The 16280-nt window shown below is 38.8% G+C and carries 14 protein-coding genes; 4 read left to right on the forward strand and 10 right to left on the reverse strand.

The window, feature by feature from the left end; genetic code table 11:
• Positions 1-79: 79 nt before the first annotated feature.
• The 5 genes from ACQKMH_RS17185 to ACQKMH_RS17205 all read right to left on the reverse strand — a co-directional run bounded on the left by ACQKMH_RS17185 (position 80) and on the right by ACQKMH_RS17205 (position 5103).
• A complete protein-coding gene (locus ACQKMH_RS17185; RefSeq protein WP_427588696.1) occupies positions 80-1159 on the reverse strand; it encodes a Ger(x)C family spore germination protein in 1080 nt (359 codons plus the stop codon).
• A complete protein-coding gene (locus ACQKMH_RS17190; protein ID WP_427588697.1) occupies positions 1156-2256 on the reverse strand; it encodes a GerAB/ArcD/ProY family transporter in 1101 nt (366 codons plus the stop codon). Before ACQKMH_RS17190 ends, ACQKMH_RS17185 begins: the two co-directional genes overlap by 4 nt.
• 22 nt (positions 2257-2278) lie before the next feature.
• Positions 2279-3787 carry a spore germination protein gene (locus ACQKMH_RS17195; RefSeq protein ID WP_427588698.1) on the reverse strand — a complete coding sequence of 503 codons (1509 nt, stop codon included), beginning with the start codon at positions 3785-3787 and terminating at the stop codon, positions 2279-2281.
• Positions 3788-4007: 220 nt separating this feature from the next.
• Positions 4008-4535, reverse strand: coding sequence for a YhcN/YlaJ family sporulation lipoprotein (locus ACQKMH_RS17200; RefSeq protein WP_427588699.1), 528 nt, complete (start codon positions 4533-4535; stop codon positions 4008-4010).
• 238 nt (positions 4536-4773) lie between these two features.
• Entirely contained in the window at positions 4774-5103 is a 330-nt protein-coding gene (locus tag ACQKMH_RS17205) for a DUF948 domain-containing protein (RefSeq protein WP_427588700.1), read from the reverse strand.
• Positions 5104-5227: 124 nt separating this feature from the next.
• On the opposite strand from ACQKMH_RS17205, the gene ACQKMH_RS17210 reads away from it, so the two are divergent.
• Both ACQKMH_RS17210 and ACQKMH_RS17215 read left to right on the forward strand, forming a co-directional pair.
• Positions 5228-5407: a hypothetical protein gene (locus ACQKMH_RS17210; protein ID WP_230161936.1), complete on the forward strand. Its 180-nt coding sequence runs from the start codon at positions 5228-5230 to the stop codon at positions 5405-5407.
• A 590-nt stretch (positions 5408-5997) separates the two neighbouring features.
• Positions 5998-6618: an RraA family protein gene (locus tag ACQKMH_RS17215; protein WP_427588701.1), complete on the forward strand. Its 621-nt coding sequence runs from the start codon at positions 5998-6000 to the stop codon at positions 6616-6618.
• 66 nt (positions 6619-6684) lie between these two features.
• On the opposite strand, the gene ACQKMH_RS17220 is transcribed toward ACQKMH_RS17215, so the two are convergent.
• The 5 genes from ACQKMH_RS17220 to ACQKMH_RS17240 all read right to left on the reverse strand — a co-directional run bounded on the left by ACQKMH_RS17220 (position 6685) and on the right by ACQKMH_RS17240 (position 13634).
• On the reverse strand, positions 6685-8652 hold the full coding sequence (locus ACQKMH_RS17220) for an LTA synthase family protein (RefSeq protein ID WP_427588702.1): 1968 nt from the start codon (positions 8650-8652) through the stop codon (positions 6685-6687).
• Between the two features lie 1182 nt (positions 8653-9834).
• Entirely contained in the window at positions 9835-10779 is a 945-nt protein-coding gene (locus ACQKMH_RS17225; RefSeq protein WP_427588998.1) for a siderophore ABC transporter substrate-binding protein, read from the reverse strand.
• Between the two features lie 212 nt (positions 10780-10991).
• Positions 10992-11750, reverse strand: a complete 759-nt coding sequence (locus ACQKMH_RS17230) for an ABC transporter ATP-binding protein (RefSeq protein ID WP_098371510.1) — start codon at positions 11748-11750, stop codon at positions 10992-10994.
• Positions 11744-12691, reverse strand: a complete 948-nt coding sequence (locus ACQKMH_RS17235) for an iron chelate uptake ABC transporter family permease subunit (RefSeq protein WP_427588703.1) — start codon at positions 12689-12691, stop codon at positions 11744-11746. The genes ACQKMH_RS17230 and ACQKMH_RS17235 overlap by 7 nt, the downstream gene beginning before the upstream one ends.
• Entirely contained in the window at positions 12684-13634 is a 951-nt protein-coding gene (locus ACQKMH_RS17240; RefSeq protein ID WP_427588704.1) for an ABC transporter permease, read from the reverse strand. The genes ACQKMH_RS17235 and ACQKMH_RS17240 overlap by 8 nt, the downstream gene beginning before the upstream one ends.
• A gap of 339 nt (positions 13635-13973) precedes the next feature.
• On the opposite strand from ACQKMH_RS17240, the gene ACQKMH_RS17245 reads away from it, so the two are divergent.
• Both ACQKMH_RS17245 and ACQKMH_RS17250 read left to right on the forward strand, forming a co-directional pair.
• A complete protein-coding gene (locus ACQKMH_RS17245; RefSeq protein WP_427588999.1) occupies positions 13974-14243 on the forward strand; it encodes a DUF1450 domain-containing protein in 270 nt (89 codons plus the stop codon).
• Positions 14244-14553: 310 nt separating this feature from the next.
• Positions 14554-16209 carry a M14 family metallopeptidase gene (locus ACQKMH_RS17250; RefSeq protein WP_427588705.1) on the forward strand — a complete coding sequence of 552 codons (1656 nt, stop codon included), beginning with the start codon at positions 14554-14556 and terminating at the stop codon, positions 16207-16209.
• Positions 16210-16280: the final 71 nt, after the last annotated feature.

A 16280-nucleotide genomic window follows, 5' to 3' on the forward strand; every position in this document is an offset into this window, starting at 1 on the left:
TTTCCTCCCTTCTTTAAACGCATTGACATTTACACCAATACCCCTATTATAAAGAGGAAAACTTCAGAATATTCTTCTTTTATTCCGCTATTCCCGTTTGAATCATTTCAATATCCAAATCTACTTCAATTGGAATATGAGGATATGCTTTCTCCCAATGTTTTAGATTGAAATCCCTTGTTTTACTTTTAGCGATATCACCAAGTGCAAGCGGATCTACATGGTTATCCTGCAACATGGTTACCATCTCTTTTAATTTTTTACCCATGACATGTTCTGCTTTAGCTTCAATTTTTTTCACGTCAACCGGGTTGCCCAAGTCATACCCTTGAACCTCTAGCAGATTCGCTTTTAAATTCACTTCAATCTTGACCTTCGGATTTTGATTTGCATTCGAAATATCATAATGGACTTTTGATTCCACGTTATTGATTTCTGTATATTCATTTTCCTTCCATTTAATCTCATAACTCCCCAGCTTAAAGTTTTCACTAAGGACTTTGAATAAAAATCCATCCTCATAAGGAATGTATTTACCAATATACCTGTCCCTTTTAAACAGGGCGATTCCTTTCACCCGTATTCGCTCTTCCGCTGTTTCCAATAGCGGTAAGACCGGATCAATTCCTTTACCATGACATGCATATAAATACCTGTGCAAATCTACATCAGGTAAATTAGTCCTGATATTCTGTTCGATCAACTCTTTTACTTGAACCCCTGGAGTTTTAATTAATTTCGGTTCCATTTTAACTAAATCCTCCGCTTTTCCATGAACGATCGCTAAATACAAATCCCGTCCCACCATTGGGTCTCGCCTATATGTATCGACGTAATCATTCAAACCTTTTCTTGCCAATTCTTCACCATAAAGAATGACAGTCAGTCTCCCTCCGGCAATTGGAAATGGTGTTTTTGCATTTTCTTGCTGACGAGCTGCCTTTACATCATGGGTGATCGCTTCATATACCTCCTTACCCAGACTTTCCTCACCAGGCTGAGGAACGTTGACAACGACCGTACCTTTAATTTTATTGCTCCCGGCATCATCATAACCAACCATTTCAGCAATTAAAATATCTTCTAATATTTGCTTTTCCACCCCGCAAGCCGTCATTAAGAAGCAACCTAATGTAATCAAGAGCAAATGGAATTTCATGGTTTATGACCCCTTACTTTATAAACGATCGACTGCCATATGAATAAAAGAGGAAGGTAAAAATAAATGATATAAAAACCTATTTGTGAAAAGAGTGTGTTAAACCTATCGATCCTATTGCGGTCATCCAAGAAAAAACAGGACACTAATATGACAAGCAGGATGAAAACTAGCATCTTCCTCTGTCTAACCCCGAAAACCCTTTTTGCTGTTCTGCTAGCTGCCCAAATCCCTAGGCAAACATTCGGGAGAACCATGAACAGCCATACGGAAACCCCTATGTATTCGAACCTTTCAATGAATGGAAGGTCTACAATTTTCCATAACGTCAAAGTTGCCCAAATTACATCCTTCAGTTGCTCCTGATGATAGTAGGCTAATGAAATAATAATGGTTACTAAGTAAATCAACATTGTACACACCACCCCTAATTGGGCCCACTTTTGGGAGTGTTCACGCCTTTTTATGAATGGATAATAAATCAGGATCAATTCAAAACCAAGATAATTCAAGGTCATTTTCTTACAGGCCTTCATGATTTCCAAAAAAGAATGATCAAGAAAAGGACCCAAGTTTCCGAAGTGGGCATGCTTAAGTGGGAAATAATTCAAAAGGAATAACGGCGATCCGATAATAAGTCCGATTATAAAAAAACCAGTAATGACCCTGAACCCTCCCACAACAAAGCTATACACGAGAATAAGAATGATGGTCAATAGCATGAGGACATTAACACTAGGGAACATCCAAACCTGAATGACTTCTAAATAAGTCCTGATAAGAATGATGGGAATCAAGATAAAGTAGAGGATGAACAAAATATTGAAACCATTTCCTACCCATTTACCAAACAAATCTTGATGGATGGCGATCAAATCAAGCGTTTGTGGACCCTTGCCTAAAATTTTGTAGCACATCCAAAGAAGAATATTTATGATTAATCCTGAAATGATGACGGATATCCAGGCGTCTTGCCCGGCTTCTCTCGCTATGACCCGTTCAAATCCCAATATCCCTACTCCAATCTGCATTCCGGGCATGAGGAAAAAAACTAAAAATGGAGAAATTAGTTTCGTTTCATTTGGTTTCACTTCCATACTACTCACCGCTTTCTACGTCTTATTCATCAATATCACTTTGAGCGTTTTGAGTTTTTGCCTTCTTTCTTATCCTTATTCGATCTTCCGTCCGCAGAAATTGTGGGCGTTTAATCTGCTTTGAAAAAGGCAGGCGAATTAAACTATCTTTAAAGTCAGGTAACCTTAACGGGTAAAGAGGTTCTAAATATGGACTGCCAAGCGACGTCAATTTCAATAAATGACTTAAAATGAATGCACTGCATAAAGCTAATCCAAACAGTCCGTATAATTGAGCTGCAAATAGAAAAGGAAAGCGGATCAGACGAATCGTATTACTGATTTGGTAAATCGGCAACGTAAATGAAGCAAGGGCAGCCAAAGCGACAAGCATCAATAGGACATTACTGACAAATCCTGCTTCAACAGCGGCTGTACCGATGACGATACCCCCAACAATACCGATGGTGGAGCCAACCTTAGCAGGAAGCCTAACCGCCGCTTCCCTCAGTAATTCAATGGTTCCTTCAAGCACGATCGCTTCCAAAATGGGCGGAAAAGGAATCACTCCCCTGGAGGATATCAAAATGGGCAACAAATCTGTCGGGATCACCTGATAATGATAGGTTAAAACGGCAACATACAGAGGCGAAGATAAAATGGAAAAGAGGACGGCGAAAAGACGAATCAAACGAAATGAAGTACCAAGATTCCAAATTTGAAAATAATCTTCAAATGACGAGAAAAACGAAATGATGGTGTTAGGGCCAATTAATGCATGTGGCGACCCATCAAGCATAATCCCTATTTTCCCTTCCGATAATACACTGGCCAAATGGTCAGGCCGTTCAGTATCAATGAGCTGCGGAAACATCGAATTTCGATTATCGGTGATCATCTGGCCTACAAACGAAATATCGACGATCGTATCATAATCTATATCATCTATTCTTTGCATGACTGTATCAATGAGCTGCTGGTTAACAATTCCATCTATATAAAGAACGACTAACCTTGTTTGTGAAATGCTCCCTACCCGAAATTCCTTGGACTGCAATTCAGGAATGGGCAGCCGATTACGAATTAGATTCAAATTCGTATCAAGCGATTCAACAAAGGCTTCCTTAGGGCCAGCGACCGTATATTCCGACTCAGGTATGGAAGTTTGCCTTTTCACACTGTTACCGCATGGAATCAACAAACACTTTTCATCAGATTTTTTGTATCGGATCATGATCGAACCTGCCAAAACCAGCCTTTGAATGACGTTTATATCCGTTGTCTCTTTTATATCTTCCATTGGAATATCGTCTTTTAATTGTTGTAGATTCTTTTTTGGTTGATTAGAGATGACCGCCAAAACCTGTTCGTGGAGCTGTTGAGCACTAATTAGTGATTTAAAGTAGGAAATGGTATACCCATCTTCATTCGGGAATTGGAAGGTAAGAAAGTCATTGGATGCTTCGAACTTTTTAAGCAGTTCAAAAAAATCCTTAGAATTATTCTGAAAAGCTGTTGCATCCGTTTCCCCCTTGCCCTTAAAAAACTTCATTACTTCACCCCTATTCCCTGTCCTTTAGTTTCTTAGCTTACCCAATTATTGTAACCACCCTCTATAAAGTTAGTCATGAATACCGATATCCATAGAACCGATCCGATGTGATTACCCATGGTTATTTCATTCATTCCTTAAAACAGGAAAAGACCCATCCGGGAGTTACGAAATCCCCGGATAAGTCTTTGGTTTTTTGATTCATTTAATTTTTCACCTTTTACCTTGAGCTTGGAAAAATGCGTGTTACAAGCTCACGGAACTCATCAACGAATCCTGCAACGGGTTTTCCATTTTGAATGTCATTCACATATCCATCCATTCTTTGAACAAAGTCAGGGTTAGTCGACACATAGACATTGTCTACAGATGGGTCGGCTCCTCTTACTGCATCAGCAACTCTTTCTTTCAGGTCATCTGAGACATCTTTATCCGCACCGTCATTTAACACAGCACCTACATATGCATGATGGTCAGTCACAATGACTCTGGCGCTCTTTACATCCTTCAAGGCTTCTACGCGATTTGAGATATCATCAGACACCCTCATATCGTTTACACCATTATCATTATTTTGATTATCATTTATATTTTGCCTTGTGTCGCTTACGTTCATCGGATTATCATAATTATTCTGATTAGTACGATTCAGACCAAGATTCTCACTGGCACCTTCCTTATTATTCTGAGTACAACCAGTAATCAGTAGAACCATCATCGCACTTGATACTATCGCTTTATAATTCATTCTTTCACTCCTCTCAAATTGTTAACATTACTATTTGCAAGGAGTGGGTTGATTATTCACAAGAAATGACCTTCAGACTGATAATTCCCACCAAAACCAACGAACACTAAACCACTTGAATCCATCCAATTACAGCAAAAGCCCAAGAGGTCATGAATCATAACCTCCTGGGCTTTTTTCCCTCCGTTTATTCAGAATTCTGGATTTTACTGTTGGACCATTCTTGTTAATCATTTTATTATGCATCGCTTCTGTTTCTTAGCTTTAACTTGTCACCTTTAATTGAAAACCAAATATGTTTAAAGGGCTCAGGTGTTTGTTTAGCAGCATCGACTGTATATTGTACGGCCTCTTTTTTATATTGTACATCTTCAGTGATTCCATGCTGTGTCATGGCGAGTTGATCTGTCTCTGATTTAATCTGATTTGTTTTTGCCTGAATGCGCGTAACCGTTTCAGTCACATTTTCAATTGTCGGTTTCGACTCCTTAAATGTTTTGAAAGCAAAAAAAGCTAAATAGATAATTGATCCGATAAAAAGGGCAAGACTAATGTATACAATAATCACCTATGATTCCTCCTTCATTATTTACCTTTACTATACCCGTAACACTTAAGCAGAAAACGATTCCTCATGTATTTTCTTTTATGCCTGGTCATATCATTGAAAGAAAGAAAAAGGAGGAATGAAAATGAATCATATGCCTCTGCTTAAAGCCTGTTTTAAAGCTGGGATACACTTCATTAAACACTTAACCATACAGCAGGCTGCCACCATAGCAGGAATCATTTTTTTAATCATTCATCCAGAAATTTTAAGTCCAATTTGGCTTACATTGGCAACCTCTGTCTTGGTATTGCTCTTACTTTGACGAATGTTGATTCCTCTTTAGTGATCATCCGTACACAGGTTTCACTAAAGACCTCTTCGCTACACTTGCATTCGTATCAGAGGATATAGGGTATACTGATATTTTGCGCTTGGTGACACTAGGCGAGTGAAACAAACTATTATATTACTACGGAACTGCTACACACAGCAGCGTAAAGTATCCCCCATTCATGAAAATAAAAACCAATACTCGATGATATCCTTATAACCGCTCTTTATTTGGACAAGTTGCCCCTCTGTTTTTTGAAATAGGCTTGCAGAGAGATGAATGATCCAAACGCTTTCGAAATCCAGTCTACAAGCCCTTATTCTAAACAGATATAACATGATCAAAGTCCATGTCCAACCAAGGCTGGATTTCATTTTACCATCCGTCTCATAAAGTTTAATCAATCGTTTGATTAAATAGGGATTTGCCTTGAACTCATGGAGTCAGAAGAACCTCCCTCCCCTTCCATATATCGCTTTCTCCACATTTATCATTTTTGAAAAAAACGCCTTTCAATTAGAAAATTGTGATAATTGTGTATAATTAGACTATATTCAAATTCTCAAGGAGGAATCATATTCATGGATACTCTTATTCAACAGTTCAGGGATTTACCCACCACCGCCATTTCGGATGCAATGGAAGGATTGAACAATCTGGAATCGGTCATTAAACCATTAAAAGAAGAATATCATGTTGCTGGAAGAGCTTTAACAGTACAAGTGCCCGTAGGTGATAATTCTGCCGTCTTGAAAGCAATCGGTGAGGCTCGTCCGGGCGATATAATAGTCGTTGATAGCAAAGGGGATACATACCGGGCAATAGCTGGGGACTTTGTTGTCGGCATGATGCAGACCATGGAAATTGGCGCTCTCGTAGTAGATGGCGTCATTCGTGACCTGAAAGCCATTAAAGACCTGAATTTCCCTGTATTCAGTAAAGGGACGACCGTTGCCTCAAGTGGTAAGGTCGGTGTAGGAGAAACCAATATCCCCATTTCATGTGGAGGTGTTACCGTATTTCCAGGTGACATTATCATAGGGGATGTAGATGGTGTCGTCGTCGTGCCACAAGCAATGGGTGACGAAATCCTGATGAAAGCAAAAGATAAAATATTAAAAGACGTAAAGCGTGAAGAAAAGTATGCAGGAAAGCCTGAAGAAATAAAAAAGTATATTGCCATGATGACCAATAAAGCATAATGGATCCTTTTGCAGAAAAAAAACAGGCAGGAAGCCTTTGCTTCCTGCCTGCTTTTTCGTAAAGCCTTATTTATCGGACTCGGTTTCCTTTGAACCCTCTTCATCATATGTGTAATCATAATCAGTAGGGTCTATCGGTTTAAAACCATTTGGAGTATAGAAACGGAGTAAGTCCCCGTTCACTACTTTATCGGATAAATTGAGCATCGTTTCAGCTCTCGTTTTATAATTGAGGATGTCATCATTTTCCTCGACCAATTCCCCTGTTTTCGTATCGTAGTATTTCCCTTTAATGGAAGTGACATCTGGTGTGACAAAATCACCATTCCTGAAAGGTACTACTTCATTATGATCTTTTGACAATAAATCCGAACCGAATTGTACATAATCTTTAGATTCAACACCTAACAGATGCAATAAAGTCGGAAGTAGGTCAATCTGTCCTCCGTATTGGTGCATTTCCCCGCCTTCAACACCTGGAACATGAATCAATAATGGTACACGTTGCAATTGGGCATTCTCAAATGCTCCAACATCCTTGCCAAGCACTTTTGACATGGCTTCTTTATGGTTTTCGGAAATACCATAGTGATCACCATACATAACGATTACCGAGTTATCATATAGACCAGATTCCTTCAGATAATCGAAAAACTCTTTAAGCGCCTCATCGGCATAGCGTGCAGTCTGGAAGTAATTATCAACTGAAGCATCGCCTGTCGTTTGTTTACCGATTGTTGCTTTTTCCTGGTCCATGGCATATGGGAAATGATGAGATACTGTTATGAATTTTGTATAGAAAGGCTGTTTAAGCGTTTCTAACATAGGAATCGATTCTTTAAAGAAAGGCTTATCCATTAATCCATAACTTAGTACTTCCTCTTTATTTTCCATATTATAATGGTTTGCATCGAAGAACTGATTAAAACCAAGAGACTTATACATATTGTCCCGGTTCCAGAAAGATTTGTAATTACCATGGAACACAGCAGATGTGTATCCTTGTTGTCCTAAAATCGCTGGTGCTGCTTGATACGTATTTTGGGATCTGTTTGTGAATGCTGCCCCCTGTGGTAAACCGAACAGGGAATTTTCAAGCATGAATTCTGCATCCGCCGTTTTACCCTGGCCTACTTGATGGAAGAAATTATCAAAATGCATGAAATCTGATTTATCATGTGCAAGTGAGTTTAGAAATGGAGTTACTTCTTCCCCATTCAATTTATAATCGATCAAGAAATTCTGCATGGATTCCAAATGCAGGTAGATGACATTCTTACCTTTAGCTGCACCAAAATACTTAGGGTTCGGTTCAGCGCTTGTTGCCTTCGTATAGTTGACCACTTCTGCGATATCCGTGCTATTTGCAGTTGCACGCTGAGCGTATGTTTTAGTATTCTGAACGGCATCATATACCGTATAGTTGAACATACCCAAATATTTGACGATATAGTTCCGGTCAAATGTTCTTGATAATAATTGCGGACGATCCTTTTCAGCAAGTCCCAAATTGATAGCGAAAATTGCAAGTCCCGCTAGGTAAACCATTCCAACTGTACGGCGTTTAACTTTGAAGTCTTCCACTTTAAAGCCTTTGAATCTGTACAATACAATCAAAAGAACCGTATCAAGGAAATAAAATACATCATGAGCTTTAAATAATTCTAAAATACTCGGTCCCAAATCCCCGGCATTTTGCACTTGCGTCAAGGTTGGTAAAGTAATGAAATCGGTAAATGAACGGTAGTAAACAATATTGAAGAATAACCATAGTGACAACAATAAGTTCAACCTGATGATCCATTTAAACGATTTTTTCCCTTTCGCCAATAATGCCAGGCCAAAGAATAAAATGGCTGAGCTAATCGGGTTTATGAACAGTAAGAACTGTTGCAGGCCATTTTCAAGACCTAAGTTAAATTCAATTCGATATCCAATATAAGTTTTTATCCAAAATAGAACTACCGCAATAAAGAAAAAGCCTAGTATGTTATCTGCAAATAAATGCCGGCTTTTTTTAAGAAAATTATTCATGCTTTCACCTCTATTAATCTAGTGGTTTATTTATATAAATTTTTACTTAGTTACAAAAGACGGAAAATCGCAAAACTTATGATAGCATTCTTTCCTTCCGATAGTCAAGAGTGTGCAAACCACCTTTTGTCACATCACTGCCTCTTATATCCAGAACACTTTTTTAGCTTATGAACAAACCTTTGAAAAAATAACAGAGCTTCGCCCGTCTCGAATGACCAGTACACCTATAACAAATATATAGGAATTCCAAGTCTTAATCCAATAAATATCACCGTAACTTTTTGGGGCGACTGTGGCTGACAGTCACAATTTATTTTCAGTTCCTTCAGGCTTTTACCATTATATACGACTCTTTATAAAAACACCAGCACATTACAAAATATGTAAAGATATTATTCTCGGATCTTTGAAAGCTATTAGCTATACCCAGGATTCCTTTCCCGATAATTCGACAACTGCATTGTTGCTGGCTCCCTCGTACTTTTAAATCCCTTTCAGAACAAACGCCTGCCCTAGCCTCCCCCATTTTTCTAACTGATCCTCACACTCTGAAATTCCATTATGTAACAAATGTTTTGAAGCTTGTTCTTTTCTCCCAGTTCGCGTAATATCGACATCATTTCCATATTGATATCTTTTCTTTAAAATTTTTCCTTTTTTAATTTAATCTCTCCTTGAAATTAAATGGCATCAAGTATTTCTTTTATACCCTTAAGAAAAAAGTATCGTCAATTCGATTTTTCTTAAGGGATATTTTTCAACCCATTATAGGTTCTATTTTACAATATTTACTGAAAATAAAAGTGCAAAACCCCTCCTGAAACATTCATGCAAGAACGAACATTATGATTCTAAACAAAAGTGGCCTTATAATAGGAAGAAACTATTTTGCCCTCGGTTGTGTAATGTAGTCCTTATTTTCTTTCGATACCTCTCAAATGAGCCCCTGGCAGCCTACAAAAGGCGTGTAATATTAGCCTTGTCCAATTCCCCCCCTACTTGAGATGGGAAGACGCTATAAGCCGTTATATACACACGTTTAATTTCCTCATTTTTTATGATGTCCAATCCAAATGATTTTTGAACTCTTGTTATGTATATATATTTCCAGCCAGCTTTATTATAAAAAAATAAAAAATCCTGCCCTCGATCGAGGACAGGATTTCCTTTAACCTTATATTACTTAAGACCTTTTGAAACTTCTTTAACCATCTCATCAACGGATTCTAATCCGCCGCCTGATAAATACCAGTAGTTAGGGTCAAGATAAATGATGTTGCCTTCTTTGAAAGCTTTTGTATTTTTCACGATGTCATTTTCAACTGTGCTTTTCGCTGCAGCTCCATCACCGGCAACCGCATCTCTGTCTACAACGAATAGGTAGTCAGGATTCTTTTCAGCAATGTATTCGGAAGAAATACTTTGACCGTGTGTCGATACTTCCAATTTATCATCTACAGCAGGTACTCCGAATACATCATGGATGATTCCGAATCTTGAATCCGGGCCATAAGCACTTACTTTTCCACCGCTGGAAAGAACGATTAAACCAGTTTTGTCAGTTGGAGCTTTTTCTTTCAAAGCATTGATGTTTTCTTCAACACTTGCCAATCCTTTAGCAGCTTCGTCTTCTTTATCAAAGATTTTACCCAAAAGAGTTACGTTTTCTTCAAATGATTCCATATACTTTGTTGTATCTACACCAACAAAAACAGTAGGGGCAATTTTGCTTAATTCCTCATATGCTTCAGCTTGACGGCCAGAAATAAGGATTAAGTCAGGAGCAATTTCATTGATTTTTTCGAAGTCAGGCTCTTTTAATCCGCCAGCATTTTCAGTTGTACCTTCATATTTAGAAAGGTATTTTGGAAGGCCATCATGAGGAACAGCTGCCACTTCCACACCCAATTTATCAAGAGTATCAAGAGTACCCATATCGAATACAACGACTTTTTTAGGGTTTGTTTTTACTTTCGTTTCCCCTAGTTGGTGCTTAACTGTAATTTCTTCGCTTTTAGCACTTTCTTTCTTCGTGCTTGATTCCTCTTTTTCCTTATCTGCTCCACAAGCTACAGCCACTACAGCCAGCATTGCAACCAAAAGCAGTAAAGATAATTTCTTAATCATTATGGTCACCTCGAAAAGTATTTTTTATTTAAAATTACATAATGAATCCTCACCTTCACAGAGTTCACCTTCATCACTTTTCCTGCCATATGAACAGGAGGCGGCTAAAGTCTTGGGCGCCCGCCAACTCTTAACAGCCTAATGAGCGTAAGAGGTGATTCTGGGACGGCTACGAATACTGAAGTAATTTAAAACCAAATGGAATTGTCTTAAGTGAAGTACACACAGATCTTATTATCATTGATATTTTGGATTTCAATATCCATATCGTAGATTTCCTTTAATACATTGGAATTGATGACTTGCTCGGTAGGTCCATTATGAACAACCTTGCCGTCCTTCAGTGCGACAATATAGTCGGAATAACAGGATGCAAAATTAATGTCATGAATGACGATAATGACCGTTTTCCCTAATTCATCGGCCAATCTCCTCAATACCTTCATGATTTGGACGGAATGCTTCATGTCAAGATTGTTCAGGGGTTCATCAAGAAGTACATACTCCGTGTTCTGAGCAATAACCATGGCAATGAATGCCCGCTGTTGCTGACCGCCGCTAAGCTGGTCAAGGAACTTATCCTGCATGTCTGCAAGTTCCATATATTCAATCGCTTCATCGACATATTTCCAATCCTCTTTGGTCAACTTGCCTTGTGAATACGGAAAACGGCCAAAGGCAACTAGTTCACGAATCGTTAATCGGATATTGATGTGGTTAGCCTGCTTTAAGATGGCAATCTTCTTCGCAAGTTCATTGCTATTGAATTTCCCCATATCCTTACCATCGATCAGGACTTCTCCCGAATCCCGGGTAATGAGCCGGCTGATCATCGAAAGGACGGTACTTTTCCCCGCTCCATTGGGACCGATGAAGGATGTGATTTTCCCTTTCATTATTTCAATGGAAACATCCTCGACAACCGTTTTACTATTATATTTTTTGAATAAATTTTTCACTTCTACCATGATTTATTCTCCTTTAATAGAAGATAGATGAAATAGACACCGCCAACAAAGTTGATAATGACACTTAATGTGGTGGAGAACGTAAAGATCCTCTCTACAATGAATTGGCCGCCGACCAAGGCAATCACACTGATCAGCATCGCACCCGGGATGATATGTTTATGTTGATAGGACTTAATGAATTGATAGGCCACATTTGCAACAAGTAACCCGAGGAACGTGATCGGACCGATCAGGGCCGTTGAAATGGAGATTAAGATCGTAACGACGATTAAAACCCGTTTCGTGACAAAATCATAATCCACTCCCAAGTTTATGGCTTGGTCCCTTCCTAGGGACATGACATCTAAATACTTCAAAAATCTCATGAAATAGATCATTGCCGCTATCATGAGGATAATGGCTAACGTTAACAGGTCCGTGTTGACATTATTGAAGCTGGCAAACATTTTATTTTGAATGATTTGAAACTCATTCGGGTCAATCAATACCTGCATGAATGAAGACATGCTGCCGAATAAGGTCCCGAAGATGATGCCGATCAGCAATAGGAAGTAAATATTGCGGTTTTTCTTGAACATGAACTTGAACAGCAGGCTGGAAAAAATAAGCATGGCCGCAAGTGTAATCAGGAAATTAAGATTTTTATTCATGATCATGATATGCGTTGAACCGAAGAGGAAAATCACTCCCGTTTGGATCAGCATATACATGGAGTCCAACCCTAATATGCTTGGTGTCAGGATTTTATTATTCGTGACCGTCTGGAAAATCACTGTTGAAAAAGCTATAGCACAACCAACCACAATGATGGCGATGATTTTGATAACCCTTCTTGGCAGTGCATAATCCCAATTCGGGCCAAGGTCCCAAAAGATATAACCTGCCGTTAAAGCTGCTGCAAGAACAGCTAATATAATGATTCTAATTTTATTATTCATATGCCTTTCTCCTCATTATCAGATAGATAAATACGGCGCTTCCTATCACACCAACCACGAGTCCGATCGGGATTTCAAATGGATATATGAGGATCCTGCCCAGAATATCGCAGATCAATAGGAATACTGCCCCTAGCAATGCTGTATGAGAAAGACTCTTTTTCAAATTGTCACCAAGGTAAAGGGATACAATATTTGGTACGATCAAGCCTATGAAAGGAATCGTTCCCACCGTTAACAGGACGACAGTTGAGGATAAAGCAACGATGATTAACCCAAAATTGACGATAAGCTTATAATTGAGTCCTAGATTGATAGCAAACTCCTCACCCATCCCTGCCACAGTGAATTTATTGGCAAAGAAGTATGCGAGAATGACTAGTGGGATACTTACATATATAAGTTCGTACCTTCCCGACATGATCATCGAGAAATCCCCATTCATCCAAGTGTTGAGGCTTTGAATCAAATCATATTTATAGGCAAAGAAAGTCGAGATAGATCCGACGATATTGCCAAACATCAAACCAACCAATGGGATGAAAATCGTATCCTTATATTTCACTTGATCAAGAATTTTCATGAACAAGAATGTACCTGCCAATGCGAATATGAAAGCGAATGCCATTTTCTCGATAAGTGCTGCCGATGGAAAAATGATAATGGCAAGAAGAAGTCCGAGCCTTGCAGAATCCATGGTACCGGCAGTCGTCGGTGACACAAACTTATTGCGGCTCAATTGCTGCATGATCAGGCCGCTTATACTCATCACCACGCCGGCAATGATTATCGTCACCATTCTAGGAAAACGGCTTTGCAGCATGATTTGCACTTTATCATCACTTAGATTCAATAAATCAAGAGGGGTAATATCTTTTACACCAATGAATAATGACGTAAATGATAAAACAATTAACGCCATGACTAAATATCTTATCTTCATCTACATTTCCTACTCTTCCTATCTCAGTAAATACAGCGATAATATTTTTAATTAAAGATATCTGAATACAGACTATTGTAAACACCCATTGAATCAGAATCATTAGTTACAATAGTTACAAGGATCTTCCACTTGTGATAATGAGATTCATTATCATTATCACATTAACTCTCATTCTATCATTTCTTTGACAGGTGTCAACACATACAAGGGAATTACTTTGATAAATTCTGGATAGTCTATTGTGTGAATTTGAATTATCCTTTCATGCATTTCGTTTCAGAAAATGATAAAATCAAAATAACAAATATTTACTCTTCTAACGAAAGTAGCGATATGATGAAAAACTTCCTTACCAAAGTGTTCACTAAAAAAGAGAAAATCCAGATTGAATTTTGCCAAAATAATTTAGATCGCTTCCTTAATGAACAAACTGTTGCTGATTATGGTAAGTTCCTAGCGAATCCGAGGATTCAATATAAGGAATATGAATGCTTAAGTGAATGTAAACTTTGTAAGACAACCCCCTACGCAAAAGTGAACGGCCAGATATTGAGCGGGGAAGATTCAAAGGATCTTTTACATCAGTTACAAGCTGAATTAAAATAGGTACCGGCCAAGCTAATTGCTTGATCCGTACCTATTTTTAATTTCAACTATTTTATTATCGTTTGTTTAGCCGGATGATTTAGAGTCACCTATTATGGAAAACCTTCTAAAACTTCCCCACACTTTTTTCCCTGCGAAATTCACTCTATATATTAAAAGAAGCCGAGTGTACCTTACTGGGCTACAAGCCATGGAACGGATTTATCAATCTAGTAGATACTTCCTGTTTTTTACTATTTTCAGTGTTTATGCTGTATAACTAGCAATATATATGATAATTTATGGAAAAAGGTAAATGAGGAGGACGTTCGTGAAAAAAATCATACCAACCATCGTATCAGTTGTCACACTAGGTCTTGTCACTGGATTGCCTGGCCAGAACACCATCGCCAAGGCAGAAGATTTCACCCCTTATTATGGAAATGGTCCAAGCTATATTCAACCTGATAACCTCTCCTACCTTTTCCCTGAATCTAACGTTTCTTTCAAGACCCCTGCCTTTAACCAAGGCAAGATTGCCTTTACAAGCCAAGAAGAAATGATTGGTTATATCAAGTCCCTCACCCGTAAAAATAAGAACATCCAAGTCAAGACACTAGGTAAATCCACAGAAGGACGCGATATCCCGATGCTACTTTTCAGCAAGGATTCAAAAAAGCTGAAAAATGATACCCATAAACCATTGATATGGATACAAGGTCAGATTCATGGCAATGAGCCCGCTGCAGGTGAATCTACATTAGTCCTTGCACAATGGTTGGCTGAAGGCAAGCTTGGTGATGTGCTTGATAAAGTGAATATTGCCATTGTCCCACGCGTGAATCCAGACGGCTCTTATCAGTTCAAACGATATACCTCCAATGACATGGATGCGAATAGGGATTATTTAAAAGTCGAGTACCCTGAAGTTCAGACGATACACCAGTCCATCGACGAGTACGAACCTGAAGTCATTCTTGATGTACATGAATACACTGTGAATCCCGCCCCCCTTAAAAAGGTAGGTGCAAATGGATCGATTTCTTCCTATGATTTACTCATCTCCTCAGCCAAAAATTTAAATATTCCAAAACAGCTACGAAAGGCTTCCGATGAACTTCTATTACCCAATGTTTATAAGACATTGGATAAAGAAAGGCTTTCCTATCACGATTACTATACACTCGATACTTCTGATGAAGGAGTCCTCACCGCCACTGAAGGGAGTACGGAAGCTCGGATCGGCCGAAACGCCCTCGGTTTGAAAAATACAATGACCTATTTAATTGAAACAAGGGGAATCAATATTGGCCGTGCAGACTTTAAACGTCGTGTTTTTGCACAAGCTACTGCACAGGCAGCATTCATAAAAACGGCTGCCGAGCAGGCTAATAAAGTTAAAAAGGCGGTTAAGCAGGCAGAAAATGAAGTCGTACAAAAAGGGCGAAAAGTAAATGATAAGGACAAAATTGTCATTACCAGCGAAAACAAATTGATTAAGAATCAAAAAATGACAGTAGTCGATTTAGCAAAAGCTAAACTGGCCGATACCTCCATTGATTGGGTGGATTCTACTGAAGCCTACCCTACCCTTGTTAGAGATCGGCCGACAGCTTATATCCTTCCACCTGAATATAAAGATATCGCCAAGAAACTTCAGCTATTGGGTGTAGAAGTGAAAAAATTAAAAAAATCGATGAAAGTATCCGTCGAAAGCTATAGAGTTAAGGATTTGAAGGTGTCAACTGAACTAGAAAGCGGACATTCCACAAGGGAAGTCACGACCGCCGTAACATCGAAAATGCGGGATATCCCAAAAGGTAGCTATGTATTCGACATGGCACAGCCTGACGCCAACTTCATCTCCCTTGCACTAGAACCGGAAGGGATAGACAGTTATGTAACATTCAATTTCATCCCTGCTGACAAGGGGAAAGAACTCCCGATTTACCGCTATATGCAAAAATCTTCATTACCGGTTAAATAGTACTTCTTGAAGAATACCTAAAAGACGCTTTGGCAGCTTTCATTGCCAAAGCGTTTTATGTGTTCAGAAAC

Origin of the sequence: Peribacillus sp. NPDC097895 (genome assembly GCF_050277555.1) — a bacterium.
Lineage (GTDB): Bacteria > Bacillota > Bacilli > Bacillales > DSM-1321 > Peribacillus.

Excerpts from the sequence above, each read along its gene's own strand:
- ACQKMH_RS17185 (WP_427588696.1), bottom strand. The coding sequence starts at position 1,159 with ATGAAATTCCATTTGCTCTTGATTACATTAGGTTGCTTCTTAATGACG.
- ACQKMH_RS17190 (WP_427588697.1), bottom strand. The coding sequence starts at position 2,256 with ATGGAAGTGAAACCAAATGAAACGAAACTAATTTCTCCATTTTTAGTT.
- ACQKMH_RS17195 (WP_427588698.1), bottom strand. The coding sequence starts at position 3,787 with ATGAAGTTTTTTAAGGGCAAGGGGGAAACGGATGCAACAGCTTTTCAG.
- ACQKMH_RS17200 (WP_427588699.1), bottom strand. The coding sequence starts at position 4,535 with ATGAATTATAAAGCGATAGTATCAAGTGCGATGATGGTTCTACTGATT.
- ACQKMH_RS17210 (WP_230161936.1), top strand. The coding sequence starts at position 5,228 with ATGAATCATATGCCTCTGCTTAAAGCCTGTTTTAAAGCTGGGATACAC.
- ACQKMH_RS17215 (WP_427588701.1), top strand. The coding sequence starts at position 5,998 with ATGGATACTCTTATTCAACAGTTCAGGGATTTACCCACCACCGCCATT.
- ACQKMH_RS17220 (WP_427588702.1), bottom strand. The coding sequence starts at position 8,652 with ATGAATAATTTTCTTAAAAAAAGCCGGCATTTATTTGCAGATAACATA.
- ACQKMH_RS17230 (WP_098371510.1), bottom strand. The coding sequence starts at position 11,750 with ATGGTAGAAGTGAAAAATTTATTCAAAAAATATAATAGTAAAACGGTT.
- ACQKMH_RS17235 (WP_427588703.1), bottom strand. The coding sequence starts at position 12,691 with ATGAATAATAAAATTAGAATCATTATATTAGCTGTTCTTGCAGCAGCT.
- ACQKMH_RS17240 (WP_427588704.1), bottom strand. The coding sequence starts at position 13,634 with ATGAAGATAAGATATTTAGTCATGGCGTTAATTGTTTTATCATTTACG.
- ACQKMH_RS17245 (WP_427588999.1), top strand. The coding sequence starts at position 13,974 with ATGAAAAACTTCCTTACCAAAGTGTTCACTAAAAAAGAGAAAATCCAG.